Annotated in this window: 13 protein-coding genes and 1 tRNA gene; 7 read left to right on the top strand and 7 right to left on the bottom strand. The window is 78.5% G+C overall.

What is annotated here, in order from left to right:
• Nucleotides 1-108: 108 nt before the first annotated feature.
• The 3 genes from ACRYR7_RS19475 to csrA all read left to right on the top strand — a co-directional run bounded on the left by ACRYR7_RS19475 (nucleotide 109) and on the right by csrA (nucleotide 1,418).
• Nucleotides 109-771: a PilZ domain-containing protein gene (locus tag ACRYR7_RS19475; RefSeq protein ID WP_432573772.1), complete on the top strand. Its 663-nt coding sequence runs from the start codon at nucleotides 109-111 to the stop codon at nucleotides 769-771.
• Nucleotides 768-1,010 carry a hypothetical protein gene (locus tag ACRYR7_RS19480; protein ID WP_432573773.1) on the top strand — a complete coding sequence of 81 codons (243 nt, stop codon included), beginning with the start codon at nucleotides 768-770 and terminating at the stop codon, nucleotides 1,008-1,010. The genes ACRYR7_RS19475 and ACRYR7_RS19480 overlap by 4 nt, the downstream gene beginning before the upstream one ends.
• A 171-nt stretch (nucleotides 1,011-1,181) precedes the next feature.
• Complete coding sequence (csrA, locus tag ACRYR7_RS19485) at nucleotides 1,182-1,418, top strand: carbon storage regulator CsrA (protein WP_432573774.1); 237 nt, start codon at nucleotides 1,182-1,184, stop codon at nucleotides 1,416-1,418.
• A gap of 395 nt (nucleotides 1,419-1,813) precedes the next feature.
• Here csrA and ACRYR7_RS19490 read toward each other — a convergent pair whose 3' ends face one another.
• Genes ACRYR7_RS19490 through ACRYR7_RS19505 form a run of 4 tightly spaced genes read right to left on the bottom strand, consistent with a single transcriptional unit; the run spans nucleotide 1,814 to nucleotide 7,856 of the window.
• Nucleotides 1,814-3,043 carry an App1 family protein gene (locus ACRYR7_RS19490; protein WP_432573775.1) on the bottom strand — a complete coding sequence of 410 codons (1,230 nt, stop codon included), beginning with the start codon at nucleotides 3,041-3,043 and terminating at the stop codon, nucleotides 1,814-1,816.
• Between the two features lie 10 nt (nucleotides 3,044-3,053).
• Nucleotides 3,054-4,025: an NAD-dependent epimerase/dehydratase family protein gene (locus tag ACRYR7_RS19495; RefSeq protein WP_432573776.1), complete on the bottom strand. Its 972-nt coding sequence runs from the start codon at nucleotides 4,023-4,025 to the stop codon at nucleotides 3,054-3,056.
• Nucleotides 4,022-6,760 carry an alpha/beta fold hydrolase gene (locus tag ACRYR7_RS19500; protein ID WP_432573777.1) on the bottom strand — a complete coding sequence of 913 codons (2,739 nt, stop codon included), beginning with the start codon at nucleotides 6,758-6,760 and terminating at the stop codon, nucleotides 4,022-4,024. Before ACRYR7_RS19500 ends, ACRYR7_RS19495 begins: the two co-directional genes overlap by 4 nt.
• A gap of 37 nt (nucleotides 6,761-6,797) precedes the next feature.
• Nucleotides 6,798-7,856: a 3-oxoacyl-ACP synthase III gene (locus tag ACRYR7_RS19505; RefSeq protein WP_432573778.1), complete on the bottom strand. Its 1,059-nt coding sequence runs from the start codon at nucleotides 7,854-7,856 to the stop codon at nucleotides 6,798-6,800.
• 333 nt (nucleotides 7,857-8,189) lie between these two features.
• Here ACRYR7_RS19505 and ACRYR7_RS19510 point away from each other — a divergent pair.
• A tRNA-Leu gene (locus ACRYR7_RS19510) sits at nucleotides 8,190-8,274 on the top strand.
• Between the two features lie 107 nt (nucleotides 8,275-8,381).
• On the opposite strand, the gene ACRYR7_RS19515 is transcribed toward ACRYR7_RS19510, so the two are convergent.
• On the bottom strand, nucleotides 8,382-9,545 hold the full coding sequence (locus ACRYR7_RS19515) for a hypothetical protein (RefSeq protein WP_432573779.1): 1,164 nt from the start codon (nucleotides 9,543-9,545) through the stop codon (nucleotides 8,382-8,384).
• A 97-nt stretch (nucleotides 9,546-9,642) separates the two neighbouring features.
• On the opposite strand from ACRYR7_RS19515, the gene ACRYR7_RS19520 reads away from it, so the two are divergent.
• Nucleotides 9,643-10,581, top strand: coding sequence for a DUF72 domain-containing protein (locus tag ACRYR7_RS19520; RefSeq protein WP_432573780.1), 939 nt, complete (start codon nucleotides 9,643-9,645; stop codon nucleotides 10,579-10,581).
• A gap of 26 nt (nucleotides 10,582-10,607) precedes the next feature.
• Here the strand turns inward: ACRYR7_RS19520 and ACRYR7_RS19525 are convergent, their stop codons facing one another.
• Nucleotides 10,608-11,093, bottom strand: coding sequence for a hypothetical protein (locus ACRYR7_RS19525; RefSeq protein WP_432573781.1), 486 nt, complete (start codon nucleotides 11,091-11,093; stop codon nucleotides 10,608-10,610).
• A 187-nt stretch (nucleotides 11,094-11,280) separates the two neighbouring features.
• Between ACRYR7_RS19525 and ACRYR7_RS19530 the strand changes: the two genes are divergently transcribed.
• Nucleotides 11,281-11,958 (top strand): 5' nucleotidase, NT5C type, encoded by a 678-nt coding sequence (locus ACRYR7_RS19530; RefSeq protein WP_432573782.1) that lies wholly within the window; start codon nucleotides 11,281-11,283, stop codon nucleotides 11,956-11,958.
• A 59-nt stretch (nucleotides 11,959-12,017) separates the two neighbouring features.
• Here the strand turns inward: ACRYR7_RS19530 and ACRYR7_RS19535 are convergent, their stop codons facing one another.
• Entirely contained in the window at nucleotides 12,018-12,449 is a 432-nt protein-coding gene (locus ACRYR7_RS19535) for a hypothetical protein (RefSeq protein WP_432573783.1), read from the bottom strand.
• Between the two features lie 136 nt (nucleotides 12,450-12,585).
• On the opposite strand from ACRYR7_RS19535, the gene ACRYR7_RS19540 reads away from it, so the two are divergent.
• Nucleotides 12,586-13,965: a GAF and ANTAR domain-containing protein gene (locus ACRYR7_RS19540; RefSeq protein ID WP_432573784.1), complete on the top strand. Its 1,380-nt coding sequence runs from the start codon at nucleotides 12,586-12,588 to the stop codon at nucleotides 13,963-13,965.
• The last annotated feature ends 35 nt before the right edge of the window (nucleotides 13,966-14,000 follow it).

Consider the following 14,000-nt stretch of genomic DNA (forward strand, 5'->3'; position numbering starts at 1 on the left):
CCCCCCCCCCCCCCCCCCCCCCCCCCCCCCCCCCCCCCCCCCCCCCCCCCCCCCCCCCCCCCCCCCCCCCCCCCCCCCCCGGCCCGGTGGCCCGCGAACAACGGCCGGGTGCGCGTGCAGGTCCAGCTGCCCGAGGCCCTGGGCGGCGAGCTCGTCGACCTGCCCACCCGGGTGGAGGACAGCGGCGAGGGCAGCCTCGTCGTGGCCGCCCCCAGCTTCTCCGGCGACCTGCACGTCGTCGCCCCGGGCCTGGCGGTGACCGTCTCGTGGGCCAGCGACCGCGGGCACGTGCGCCAGGACTTCCTGATCGCCGAGGTCGCCCGGCGCGGGGTCCCCTCGTGGGACCTGGCGCCGTGCGGGGAGATCGAGGTCCAGCAGCGGCGCCGCTACGTGCGGGTGCCGGTGTCCGGGCCCCTGCGCCTGCAGCCGGTGCCGGGCGACCCCGCCCGCCCCGGCCCGGCGGGCGCCGACGCCGCGCCCGAGCCGGCCGTGACCGCCGCGTTCGTCGACCTCAGCGAGGGCGGCGCCTGCGTGCGGGTGCGGCGGGGCACCTGGGCGCAGCCGGGCCGGCTCGTGCGGGCCGTCTTCGACCTGGACGGCGGCCCCGTCGACCAGCTCGCCGACGTCGTGCGCACCGTGCCCGACCCCGCGGGCACCGGCGAGCACGACGACCTCGTCCTGGGCTTCGTGGAGCCCGTCGCGGCCGCAGACCGCCTGCGCCGCCACGTCATGCAGGTGCAGATCCGCAACCGCCGCCGGGAGGAACCGTGACCCCGATCGTGATCGCCGCCAGCCTGCTGCTGGCCGGCCCCTCCGTCGTGGCCGCCCTGCAGGGCACCGGCAGCGTGGACACCGCGCTGCTGCACCTGTTGCTGGCCCTGGTGGTCTCCGCCGTGGCCGGGCGCGTCGTGCGCTCGCTGGTGCAGCGCTACCAGGAGGACGCCGCGGCCGCCGCGGCGCGGGCCGAGGCCGACGCCGAGCACCCCGGTCGCCGCCGCGACGACCTCTGAGCGGCACCGGGCGGTGAACCGGGCGGTGGACGACCGCCCCGGCGCCGCTGCGCACCACTACGACGCCCGTCCCCGCCGGGGGCGGGCGTCGTCGCGTCCGGTGCGACGCGCCCGCCGAAGATGTGACGCGCAGAGAAGAGACGGCGACGGATCGTCACCTATGCTGGGGCCATGCTCGTCCTGACGCGCAAGGCCGGAGAGTCTCTCGTCATCGGCGACGAGGTCGTCGTGCGCGTCCTGGAGGTCCGCGGGGACGTGGTCCGCGTCGGCATCGAGGCGCCGCGGGACGTGCAGGTGCACCGCCAGGAGGTGTACGAGGCCGTGCGCGACGCCAACGTCGCCGCGGCGGCGGCCAGCGAGGAGGCCGTCAGCGCCCTGCAGAACCTCGTGCGCCGCAGCGGCACCTGAGGACCCGCCCGCGCCGCGTGACGGAGATCACCTCCCGGCCGGACCCCGCGGGCCCCGCCGGGGCAGCGCCCGCAGCCCGCCCTCACTATGATCGGGCGGGCCGGAGCCGCCCCGCGGAACCGGTGACGACCCGCCACCTGCAGGTGTGAGGACAGTGCTGTCCGCGGTTCGAGGAGCAGACGACCGGCGCCCGCGCCGGTCACCGTCCGAGACCAGGAGGTACGCGATGGACCAGAACACCCCCGTGGAGACCACCGACGTCGTCATCGACGTGCGCGACACCGGCGAGCTGATCACCGTCGCCAACCCGCGCCGCGTGCGTCTCTGACGTCCCGCGCCGAACGCCGAGGCCGGTCCCGCTCCCGCGGGGCCGGCCTCGTGGCCGTCCGCGGGCCTCAGGCGTCGCGCAGCAGCCCCGCCCGGTGCCAGCGGTGCATCAGCTCGAAGCCGTTGTCGCCGGTGACCCAGGGCACCCGGCTGTCCTCCGGCGCCGCCGCCGCCGTCAGCGGGTGACCGCCGGCCAGCAGCTGCTCCGCCGGCGTCAGGCGCCGGATGGCCACCCCCGCCACCCGCTCGGGTGCCGCGGCCACGAACTCCGCGTACAGCGTCGGGTCGTGCTGGCCGTCGTCGCCCACCAGCAGCCACGTCACCTGCGGCAGCTCGCGCGCCAGGCGCGCCAGCGTGCCGCGCTTGTGGGCGCTGCCGTCGCGGAACCAGCCGGTGTTCGTCGGGCCCCAGTCCGTCAGCAGCAGCGGACCCTCCGGGTAGCCGGAGCGGCGCAGGAAGCGCGTCAGCGTCGGCGCGACGTTCCACGCCCCCGTCGACAGGTACAGCACCGGTGAGCCGGGGTTCTCCTGCACGAACTGCCGGTACATCTCCGCCATGCCGTTGACCGGCACCCGCGCCTTCTCGGTGAGCACGAAGCTGTTGTAGGCGGCCAGCAGCGGGCGCGGCAGGCGCGTCACCACGACCGTGTCGTCGATGTCGGAGAGCAGGCCCAGCTGCGGCTGCGGGCCCACGACCACCACCCGGGCGGTGCCGCGGTGCTCGCGCGCCACCGCCGGCGCCAGCTCCGCCCCGCCCTCGGTGTCGTCCCCGACGCGCTCGGCCGCCTCGTGCAGGGCCTCCTCGTCCACCTCGACGTCGGGCCCGACGGTCAGGGTGATCGAGTGCTCGCCCGGCGGCAGGTCCGCCTCCACGACCTCGTCGAGGTACCCGCCGCGGTCGGTGCGCAGCCGCAGCCGCCGCCCGCCCAGGTGCACGGTGACCTGCGCGTCCGCCACCGGCACCGTGAGGAAGTTGCGCCACCCGCGCACGCTGCGCACCGCCTCACGCTCCAGCTCCACGAGGTCCTCGTCGCGGCCCAGCAGCACCCGGCCCAGCACCCGCACCCAGCCCGGCCCGCCGTAGCAGGGGTAGGCCACCGCCCGGGCGTGGTAGCCGCGCCGGCGCAGCCCCGAGCCGACGACGCCCTTGACGGCGTCCTCCACCCGGGCGGCCCGGTGCAGGCCGTGCTCGCCCGGGCGCGGCGTCAGGTCCAGCCCGCGCAGCTGCTCCAGGTCGCGCAGCGCCTCGTCGCGCCGCCGCGGCCGCGCCCCGCCCTTGGTCGAACCCTGCGTGATCACAGGGCCCACGCTAACGGGGCTCGAACCCCGCGGCGAGGCGGCGGAAGCCCTCCTCCAGCGGCACCCGCGGCGCCCAGCCCAGCGCCTCGCGGGTGCGCCGCTGCTCGAACCAGTGCGCCGTGGACAGCTGCTCGGCCAGGAAGCGCGTCATGGGGGGCTCGTCCGCGCCGCCCAGGCGCGTCCACAGCCGCTCCACGACGCTGCCGGCGACCTTGGCCAGGCCCGAGGGCACCCGCCGGGTCGGCGCGGGCACGCCCGCGGCCTCGCACACGCTCGCCAGCCACTCCGCCACCGTGCGCGGCTCGCCGTTGGTGACGACGAAGGCCTGCCCGTGCACGTCCTCGGCGCGGTCCAGCGCCGCCACGAGCGCGTCCACGGCGTTGTCCACGTAGGTGGTGTCGATCAGCGCGGTGCCGTCGTCCAGCAGCGGCAGGCGCCCGGCGCGGGCCCGGTCGGCGATGCGCTGCACGAGCTGGGTGTCGCCGGGGCCCAGCACGATGTGCGGGCGTACCGCGACGACCGCGAAGCCGGGGGCGTCGGCGGCCAGCGCCAGCAGCTCGGCCTGCGCCTTGGTCACCGCGTACGAGCCGTGCGCGGCAGCCGGGTCGGCGGGGGTGGTGCCCACGCCCACCAGCGCCGAGCCGCCGTGGGCCACCGACGGCGAGCTGACCATCACGAAGCGGTGCGCGCCGGCGGCGCGGGCGGCGTCCAGCAGCCGCTCGGTGCCGCGCACGTTCGTCTCCACGTACTCCGCGTGCGGGCCGGTGATCGACACCTTCGCCGCCAGGTGCACCACGGCGTCCACGCCCTCGCAGGCGCGCTGCACCGCCTGCGCGTCGGTGATCGAGCCGGTCACCTCCTCCACGCCCACCAGCCCGGCGGGGCGGCGCTGCAGCACCCGCACCGCGTCGCCGCGGCGGGCCAGGGCCAGGGCGGTCTCGCGGCCCAGCATGCCGCTGGCGCCGGTGACGAGGACCTTCACGCGAGCCTCCCGGCACGGTCGCCGGCCAGGACCCGCTCCGCCCAGGCGGCGACGCGGACCCGGTCGATCTTGGAGTTGTGCCGCACGTCCGTGGGCAGCGCGGGCACCAGCAGCACCGCGGCGAGGTTGCGCCCGGTGGCCGCCCGCACCTCGCGGGCCAGCGGCGGGGGGGCGACGGTGGTGCGCCGCACCGGCCCGGTGACCGCGGTCTCCGCCTCGGCGACGACGACGAGCTGGCGCGCCTCGCGCGGCCCGACGCCCACCAGCGCGGCGCGCGCGACCCCGGCCACGCGCTCGGCGCGCTGCTCGACGCCCACGGGGGTGACGACCTCGTCGGCGGTGACCACCACGTGCGCCAGGCGCCCCTCGACCCACAGCCGGCCGGCCGCGTCCAGGTGGCCGACGTCGCCGGTGCGGTGCCAGCGGCCCGCGCCGAGCGCCCGGGCCAGCTCCGGGGCCGGGTCCACCCGCACGCTGGCCGCGTGGGTGAGCCAGAGCTGGTCGTAGCGGTCCTTGACGTGCTCGCCGCCGACGACGACCTCGCCGGTCACGCCGGGCTCGGCGGAGACCTGGTCCGCGGCGCGCCCGTCGCCGTCCAGCGGGGCGATGCCCACCACGACGCCGGGCACGGGGCGGCCCACGCAGATGCCCTCGCCGTCGCCGGCCTCGAGCACCTCCGACAGGCTCACGTCGGTGGCCGGCAGCACCTCGGTGGCCCCGTACGGGGTGCGCGGGTCGGCCAGCGGCATCAGCTCGCGCACCCGCTGCAGCAGCGCGGTGGGCACCGGCGCCCCGGCGGACAGCAGCACCCGCACCCCGGCCAGCGCCTCGCGGCGCGGTGCGTCCAGCGCGTCCGCGGTGGCCAGCACGTTGACGACCGCCGCCGGCGCCAGGAACGCCGAGGTGGCGCCGCTGGCGGCGACCGCGTCGGCCAGCGCCCGCGCCGTCAGCGTCGCGGGCCTGGTCACGTCCATCGCCGGGACCACGCAGGTGGCGCCCAGGGCGGGGCCGAAGAGGGCGAACGGCGCGAACGCCGAGACCAGCGGGTGCCCCGGCCCGGTGCGGATGACCGCGCCCATCGCCGCGGCCAGCCGCGCCAGCTGCTCGTGCGTGTAGACCACGCCCTTGGCCGGGCCGGTGGAGCCGGAGGTGAACAGCACCGCGCCCTGCGCGTCGGGGCCCGGCTCCGGCGGCAGGGGGGTGCCCCCGGCCAGGCGGTTGCGCCCGCGCTCGGCCACGTCCAGCAGGGTGGCCTCGGCGCCCGTGGCGCGCAGGACCGCCCCGCCCACCGGCCCGGCGGCGATCCGCCGCCCCGGCCAGCGCAGCGCGCGCGCCGCCGCCAGCGCCTTGGGCACCCCGACCACCCAGTCCACGCCGCTGCCGGTGACCGCGCGGGTCAGGCCGCGCACGCCCAGGCCGGCGTCGGCCACGACCGCGACCGCGCCCACGCGCAGCACCGCGTACAGCGCCGCGGTCAGGTCCGCGCCCGGCGGCACCAGCAGGGAGACCCGCTGCCCGGGGCGCACGCCCAGCTCCTCCAGGCCCGCGGCGAGCTCGCGGGTGCGCCGCGCCAGCAGGGACCAGCCGATCGCCCGGGAGGTGCCGTCCGCGGCGACCTCCACGACCGCCGGGCCGTCCTCGCCCGCGCGCTCCTCCAGCGCCGCCCACAGCCGCGGCGGCGCCTCGCGCCCGTCGGCACCGGCCGTCGCCCCCGCGGCGCCCGCCGCGGGGGAGCCCGCGTGCACGCGCTCGTCCAGCCACCGCAGCACCGCCGGGGCGAAGCGCGGGTCCTCCGGCGTCAGGTGGCTGGCACCGGCGAGGCGGTGCACGTCGGCGTGCGGCAGCCGGCGGCGCCAGTCGCGCAGGAACCACTCGCCGAAGACCGGGTCGCGCGGGCCCCACAGCACCAGCGCCGGCACGCCCGCCGCCCGCAGCTGCTCCACGCCCCCGCTCACCGCGTCCAGCGCGGGCCGGCTGGGGTGGTCGTGCCCCACGGGCACGTCGGCGACGAAGTCCTCCACGCCCGCCCGGTCCTGCGCCGTGCGGTACGGCAGCCGGTACGCCTCGCGCACCTCCGCGGCCAGCCGCGGCTTGGGCAGCTCCAGCGTCGTGCGCAGGAACAGGTCCGCGCGGCGCGTGACCAGCGGCAGCACCCCCGGCAGGGTCGCCGCGCGCAGCGCGCCCGGCGCCGGCGCGTCGGCGGGGTAGGAGGCGGCGGTGTTCGCCACGACCAGCCCGGCCAGCCGCGCCCCGGCGGCCCCGGCGCGGTGCCGGCCGGCGCCCTCGCCGGAGCGGGCCAGCTCCCCGGCCGCCCACCCGGTGACGACGATGCCGCCCCAGTCCTGGCCCACGGCCACCACCGAGCCGCTCAGCCCCACCTCGTCCAGCAGGTTCGCCAGGTCCGCGGTGCGCTGCGCGAGCGTGCGGTGCACGCCGGTGCGCTCCGAGAAGCCCATCTCCAGCTGGTCCACGGCCACCACGCGCCAGGGCACTTCCGCGGCGGAGGCCGCCGCGGCCAGGTGGCGCCACAGGTACGACCACGTCGGGTTGCCGTGGACGCACACCAGCGTGCCCGCGACCTCGTCCTCCGCGGCGCCGGGGGCGGTGTCCAGCAGGTGCCAGGTGCGCGGCACGCCGGCGCTGTCCGGGGCCTGCACCAGGCGCGACCAGCGCGGGTCCAGGCCGGGCAGCCCGGCGGGCGGCAGCGACGCCGGGCGCAGGGGAGCGGTCACCACCGGCGCGGCCCCGTCGCGGCGGTGCGCGGCAGCGCGCTCACCAGGCCAGCTCGATCATCGCGGTGTTCAGGCCCGAGCCGACGCCCATGGCGATCACGCGGTCGCCGCGGCTGAGCTCGGGGGCCGTCGCGGCCAGCGTCATGGGCAGCGAGATCGGGCCCACGTTGCCCCAGCGCGGGAACGTCATGGGCACCTTGGCGGGGTCCACGCCGATCCGGTCGACCAGCGTCTGCGTGTGCACGCGCGAGATCTGGTGGATCACGAAGCGGTCCGCTTCGCGCCAGCCCCACTGCGCGTCCCCGCCCTCGAAGGCGTCGGCGACGATCTCGATGCCCTCGGTGAGCATGAGCTTGGCGTCGGTGCGCATGTGGTCCATGTCGCCGATGCACAGCTCGTGGTGGGCGGTGCCGGCGCGGGTGACCCCGCCCAGCACCCGGTGCGCCTCGGGGTGCTCGTCGGCGCGGCCGATGACGGCGGCGGCCGCGCCGCAGCCCAGCGTCAGCGTCGCGAACTCGTTGAGGAAGTCCTTGCGGGTGGTGCTCTCGCGCTGCATCCGCTCGATCGTGCCCAGGTGCATGCTGCGCACGTCCTCGGCGCCCAGCACCACGGCGTAGCGGATGGCGCCCGCGTCGATCATCGCCGAGGCCACCTGCACGCCGTTGACCCAGGCCAGGCAGGCGTTGGTCAGGTCGAAGTTCATCGCCGAGGTCGGCAGGTCCATCCCGTGGTGCACCGACGTCGCGATCGCCGGCTCCAGGTGCGGGCGCGTCACGGTCGTGCTGATGACCAGCCCGACCTCGGAGGCGTCCACACCGGCCTCCGAGAGCGCCTTCACGCCGCACTCGGCGGCGACGTCGGCGGCGTTCTGGCCGTCGGCCCACCACCGCCGCTCGCTGACGCCGGCGACCTTCTCCAGCAGTCCGGGCTGCAGGCGCAGCCTCTGCAGCGTCGGCGCCAGCACCTCGTCGAAGTGCGACGACGGCACCACGACGGGTGCCTCGACGTGCGACACCGACAGCAGGGCCGCGTTGGCGGGACGGAAGGTCGAATTGCCCAGCGCGTCCCCGCCGGTGGTGTCGTTCAAGGGCTTCCCCACATCCTCGATCCTGCGCCGCGCGGTGAGCGCGCGCCGGTGCCGGGGCCTGGCGGGACCGGCCGGCGCGGCTGTCGCGGCGAGGGATCAGGTTAACCGTCCTCCGCCGTCGCGCCTCCCGGGCGGGTCCCGCCGCGCGTGGCGCGCCGTGCGAGGCCCCCCGGGAGGGGGGCGCGGTGGCGCTGAGGACCCGCCCGCTCGCGGTGCGCGACGACCTGGCGCCGGCGCCCCCGGCCCGGCCGGCGGCGCCCCGGTGCCCGTGCTCGGGGGAGGGGTCGCGCCGTGCTACGGTTTTCCTCGTTCCGAGCGCGCCGACGAGGTGCGCGAGGACCACTCGTCCGGGTGGCGGAATAGGCAGACGCGCTAGCTTGAGGTGCTAGTCCTCGTATAGAGGGTGGGGGTTCAAGTCCCCCCTCGGACACTCGTTGAGACAGCGACGACAAGGGCCCCGACCAGCTCCGTGCAGGTCGGGGCCCTTGTCGTGCGCCACCGCCCGCACCCGCTCCCGCACCTGCTCCCGGGCGGGCCTCACGGCAGCAGGAAGGCCTCGGCCAGGCGCACGACCTGCCCGTCGCGCACGTCGATCCGCCAGTACGGGTACTCCGCGTGCATCCTCCCGCGCAGCTGCGGCGAGGCCAGCTCCGCGGGGGCGACCGAGCGCGGCTCGCCCGCCTCGTCGAGCACGGTGACCTCGGCGCCCGCGGCCAGGCGCACGGTGCGCAGCCGCTCGTCGTCGTCGCGCAGGTACACGTCGTTGCACCACAGCTCGTCGCCGTGCTGCACGCCGTCCTCGTCGCAGGCGGCCCGCGCCTCGGCGCCGGTGAAGTAGTCGAAGGTGTCCACGACCACCGCGGCGGGCGCGCCGGAGCCGTCGGTGCTGCTCAGGCCGCGCAGGACGCCGTGGGAGGTGCCCTCGGGCAGCGTCCCGCTCGCCAGGTCCACCGCGGGGACCCGCCCGGTCGCCGGGTCGGCCTCGTTGAGCACGGTGAGGTGCTCGCTGAGGCGGAAGGCGCCCCCGGAGGAGGTCCAGGTCAGGCGGGCCCAGTGCCCGGGGCAGCAGGTGGCCTCGCCCTCGGCGACGTACGGCCCCGCGACGGTCACCGACCCGCGGCCCGGGGTGAGCACGGCGCCGCGGAAGCGCACCTCGTCGCTGACCAGCAGCGGTTCGGGTCGCGGGCCGGTGGTGTCCCAGACGGTGAAGACCTGCGGCCAGGAGCTCGTCGCGGCCGGGCACTGCACGGTGGTGATCGTCTCGGGCTCGCCGCCGCCGGTGACCTCCGCCTCGCGCACCTCGGGCTGCGCCTCGTCCCAGGCGGCGGCGGTGCCGCCCCGGGCGATCCACTCCTCGCGCGGGGTGCACCCGGCCGCGGGGAACGACAGCGCCTTCCAGTCCGGTGCCGCCGCGGGCGCGGCGGCACCGGCGGCACCGGTGGCGGGGCTCGCGGGGGGTGCGCTGCGGGTGCCGGCCGCCGCCCCGTCACCGCCCGCGGTGCCCGGTGCGGTGCCGCCCGCGGTGCCGGTGGGAGCCGTCGCGCCCGGGGCGGGGCTCGCGCCGCGGGAGGCCCCGGCCGCCGCGCCCGCCCGGTCCGCCGGGTCCGGGGCGCCGTCCGCCCCCTGCCCGGAGCCGCACGCGGCCAGGGCCAGGGCCAGGGCCGCGGCGCCCGCCAGTGCGTGCCTGAGCGCCCCGGTCATGGCGTGAGCGTAGGGCAGCGCACAGTGGTCACCCGGTGGTCGGGGACGCGCGTGTCGCCGGACCCGCCGCCCGGCGGCGGGCGCGGCCGGTGGTCTGATGGGGTCCGTGGGGCACGTGCGCGTGGGGACCTCCGGCTGGACCTACCCGGAGTGGCGCGGGGTGTTCTACCCGCCCGGGCTCCCGCGCGGCGCGGAGCTGGAGCACGCCGCCGCCCGGGTCGCGACGCTGGAGCTGAACGCGTCCTTCTACGCGCTGCAGCGGCCGGGGAGCTACCTGTCGTGGTCCCGGCGCACCCCGCCGGGCTTCTGCTTCAGCGTCAAGGGCTGGCGGGCGGTCACCCACGAGCGCCGGCTCGCCGGTGCGCGGCAGGCGCTGGCCGCCTTCTTCGCCTCCGGGGTCCTGCACCTGGGGGACCGGCTCGGCCCGGTGCTGTGGCAGCTGCCGCCGAGCCTGCGCTTCGAGCCGGAGCGGCTGGCGGCCTTCTGCGCCCTGCTGCCGCGCACGACCACCGCCGCCGCCGAGCTCGCCGCCTCCCTGCCCGCCGGTCCCGGCGGGGGAGCCGCCACCGCGGGCGGCGCCCCGGACAGCGGCGCGCAGAGCGCCCCGGACGACGGTGCGGACGGCGCGGGCGCCCCCGTCGAGCGCCCGCTGCGCCACGCCCTGGAGGTGCGCCACCCCAGCCACGCCCGCGCCGAGCTGGTGGAGCTGCTGCGCGCGCACGACGTCGCGCTGGTGACGGCCGACAGCGCCGGGCGCTGGCCGCTCCTGCTGGACCAGACCGCCGGCTTCTCCTACGTGCGCCTGCACGGCTCGCCGGAGCTGTACGTCAGCGGCTACGACGACGCCGCGCTGGACGCCTGGGCGCTGCGAGTGAGGGCGTGGGCGGCGGGCGGCACCCCGCCCGGCGCGCGGCTGCTCGCCCCGCCGGACCCACCGGCCCCGCCCGGCGGGCGCGACGTGTTCGTCTACCTCGACAACACCGCGGCGGCGCGCGCCCCGTTCGACGCGGCCGCGCTGGCGCAGCGGCTGGCCTGAGCCGCCGCTGGGCCGGTGCGCGCGGCTCAGCCCCGGCCGGTCCCCGCCCCGCTGCCCGGTCCGCTGCCCGGTCCGCTGCCCGCCCCGCTGCCCGCTCCGGCGTCCCGCCCGGTCTGCCGGACCAGGCGCCGCTCGGCGTCCGCGGCGTCCGCCGGCGCCACGTCGTCCTCCAGCGCGCCGGTGGCCGCCGGGCCGTAGTCCGTGGCCACCAGGGGCACGGGGCCGGGGGCGGTGGGGTCGGGCGCCCGCTGCGGCCCCGAGGCCGCCGTGGACTCCCCGGCGTCGGCCAGCAGCGGGGCGAACTTCGCCCCGGAGCCGCCGGGGTCCTCCTCCCGCCCGGCCGCCTCCAGGCGCCGGGCGGGCCCCGGTGCCGCCAGGGGGTCCGCGCCGTCCTCCAGGCCGGCGGGCACCGGCACCGCCGGGCGCGCGCCCTCGTGCACCGCGGGCGTCGACGCGGGCGGGTCCGGCGCCTCCTCGGGCCGCGCCGCGTCGTCACCGTCTCGTCCAGCCACCGTGCGCGCCTCCCGCCGTCCACCGGCCGCCGCTGCGGCCGGGCACCGCCATCCTCGGGGCGCCGGGCACCGGGCGCAGCCCGGCCGCGGCTTCAGCGCGCGGCCCGGCGTGCCGATGGCTGGGGCGAGCCACCGCGTCGGCCACGCCGCAACGCCCGCCAGCAGTCGTCCAGGGAGAGGTCTCGTCGTGCTCGTGCTCGTGGATCAGGACCAGACGCTCGCCGACTTCGGGGACGGCTTCGACCGGCGCTTCCTGGCCGCGCACCCGGACGCGCCGCTGGCCCCGCGCGCCGAGGCGACCTCGTACTGGATCGAGGACAGCTACCCCGCGGAGTGGCACCAGCGCATCCGTGAGGTGGTGACGTGGCCGGGGTTCTTCCGCGACCTGGCCGTCCTGCCCGGGGCGCGCGAGGCGATGGAGCAGATGCTCGACGACGGCCACGACGTGCGCATCTGCACCGCCCCGGTGCGCTCCTACCGGCACTGCGTGCGCGAGAAGTACGAGTGGGTCGAGGAGCACCTGGGCCTGCACTGGACCGAGCGCATGATCGTCACGCGGGACAAGACCCTGGTCACCGGGGACGTGCTCATCGACGACAAGCCCGAGGTCGTCGGCGCCCTGGGCACCCCGACGTGGACGCACGCCTACTACGGCACCGCCTACAACCGGCACCTGCCCGGCCGGCACCTGGACTGGTCCACCTGGCGCGAGGTGCTCGCCCAGGTGGAGGCCGAGCGCGCCGCGCGCGGCACCCTGCTGGTACCTCGGCTGGTCGACGCGCGCACCCCCGCCAGCACCCACCGCCGCGCCCCGGCGCCGGCCACCACGCGGATCAGCGTCACCGCGCCCCAGCCGGTCGCCTGAGCCGATCGCCTGAGCCGGTCGCCTGAGCCGGTCGCCTGAGCCGGTCGCCCGAGCCGCGCTCAGCGCGGCCACGGCGGCACGTGCCGCAGCGGCGCCAGCGACCACCCCGACAGCGCCGCGGCGAGCACCAGCACCGCGGCGCCGGTGAGCACCGCGTCCCGCGCGGGCAGGGGCAGCACCACGCCCAGCAGCGCCGTCCACGCGACGGCGACCACCACCAGCACCGCCCGGGCGGCGGCCCGCGAGCCGCTCAGGCCGTAGGTGACGAACGCGCCGACGACCCCGAACACCCCGGCCAGCAGGCCCGCGACGGCCCCGCCGAGCGCCGCGCCGGCGCCGGGGGCGCCGCCGGTGAGCACCTCGTGCGCCACGGCCACCAGCGCACCGGCCGCGGTCGCGCCGAGCACCGTGCGCAGCACGGCCACCACCGACGGCGCGGGGCGGGGCCGGTCCACCGCGCGGCCGGTCCGGTCGGGGTCGCTGGTGGGCACACCCGACTCTCCCACGCCGGCCCCGGGCGCGACCGCTTCCCCCGGACGGCCTGATTTGGCGACCGCGCGTCGTTGCGGCCATGCTGTGCGTGCATCGAGACACCGGTGCTCGCCGACGGGGGAGCTCGGAACGATCATGACGCCTGAACGCAGTGCCCAGCGGCACCGGGAGACGCTGGAGGTCGTGCAGGCGTCCGCGTCTGCGCACGACGACCTCGAGCTGCGCCTGCAGGTGGTCAGCGAGGAGCTGGCCGTCGCCGACGACGAGCTGGCCGCTCAGCAGCGCCAGATCCAGGAGCTGCTCGAGCGCGAGTCGGACGCGCGCGCCGCGCTGCGCGCCCTCACCCTCGCCGTGCCGGTGCCCGTCCTCACCACCGACGCCCACGGCGCCGTGCGCGAGGCCAACCACGCCGCGACCGCGCTGCTGGGCCTGCCGCAGGCGCGCCTGCTGCGCAAGCCGCTGCCGGCCCTCGTCGCGGCCGCGCACCGCCCCGCCGCGCGCACCCTCGTCTCCACCGCCCTGCGCCGCGGATCCGCCGAGGGCGAGCTCGTGCTGACCCCGCGCGCCGGCGCGCCGGTGCGCGTGGGCGTGGTCGTCACCGCCGTCGAGGTCGCCGGGCGCCCCGAGGGCACCAGCCTGGGCTGGGTGCTGTCCCCGCGCACCGCGCCCCCGGAGCACCGCGCCGGTCACGACGCCGGGCACGAGACCGGGCACGAGACCGGGCACGACGCCGGGCTGCCCGACCGCGAGGCCGCCCGGGCGGACGACGACGTGCTGCGCGCGGTGGCCGCCCTGACGACCCTGCCGCTGGGCGAGGTGGGCCCGCACGAGCTGCTCTCGCGGGTGGCGGGCCTGGCCACCCGCGCGGTGGGCGGCGCCTCCTGGAGCAGCGTCGTGCTGGGCGACCCCGCCGCGCCGCAGGAGGCCGCCGCCGACTCCGCGCAGGCGCAGGCCGCCGACGGCGCGCAGTGGACCGCCCAGCAGGGCCCCTGCGTCGACGCCTACCAGCACGGGCGGGCCGTGGTCAGCGCCGACCTGCCGGTGGACCCGCGCTGGCCCGCCCTGGGCCGGCACCTGGCCGGCGCCCCGGTGCGCAGCGCGCTGGCGCTGCCGGTGCGCGTGGGCGACGAGGTCGTCGGCGTCCTCGGCGTCTACGGCGCCGCGCCCGGCGCGCTGGGCGCCGAGGTGGACCTGGACCGCGCGGGGGTGTTCGCCGAGGCCGCCGGCGCCCTGCTGCGCGAGGTGCGCCGCGCCGAGGAGCTGCGCTCCACGGCGGAGAACCTGCGGATCGCGATGCGCTCGCGCGCCACCATCGAGCAGGCCAAGGGGCTGGTCGCCGGGTGGCTGGCCTGCCCCGTGGAGGAGGCGTTCTCGGCGATGACGACCCTGAGCCAGGACCGCAACGTCAAGCTGCGCGACCTGGCCGCGCTCGTGGTGGCCGACCCCTCCCGCCACGACCTGGAGCCGATGCTGCGGACCGCGCTGGAGCGCGCCCGGGCCCGCACCCGCGGGTGAGACCGCCGGGTCCCGCCGCCCGGCGGCGGGACCCA

Origin of the sequence: Kineococcus gurbantunggutensis (genome assembly GCF_050871925.1) — a bacterium.
GTDB lineage: Bacteria > Actinomycetota > Actinomycetes > Actinomycetales > Kineococcaceae > Kineococcus.

What these genes read in the sequence shown, in the direction of transcription:
- csrA (WP_432573774.1), top strand. Translation starts at nt 1,182, where the DNA reads ATGCTCGTCCTGACGCGCAAGGCCGGAGAGTCTCTCGTCATCGGCGAC.
- ACRYR7_RS19515 (WP_432573779.1), bottom strand. Translation starts at nt 9,545, where the DNA reads ATGACCGGGGCGCTCAGGCACGCACTGGCGGGCGCCGCGGCCCTGGCC.
- ACRYR7_RS19520 (WP_432573780.1), top strand. Translation starts at nt 9,643, where the DNA reads ATGGGGTCCGTGGGGCACGTGCGCGTGGGGACCTCCGGCTGGACCTAC.
- ACRYR7_RS19540 (WP_432573784.1), top strand. Translation starts at nt 12,586, where the DNA reads ATGACGCCTGAACGCAGTGCCCAGCGGCACCGGGAGACGCTGGAGGTC.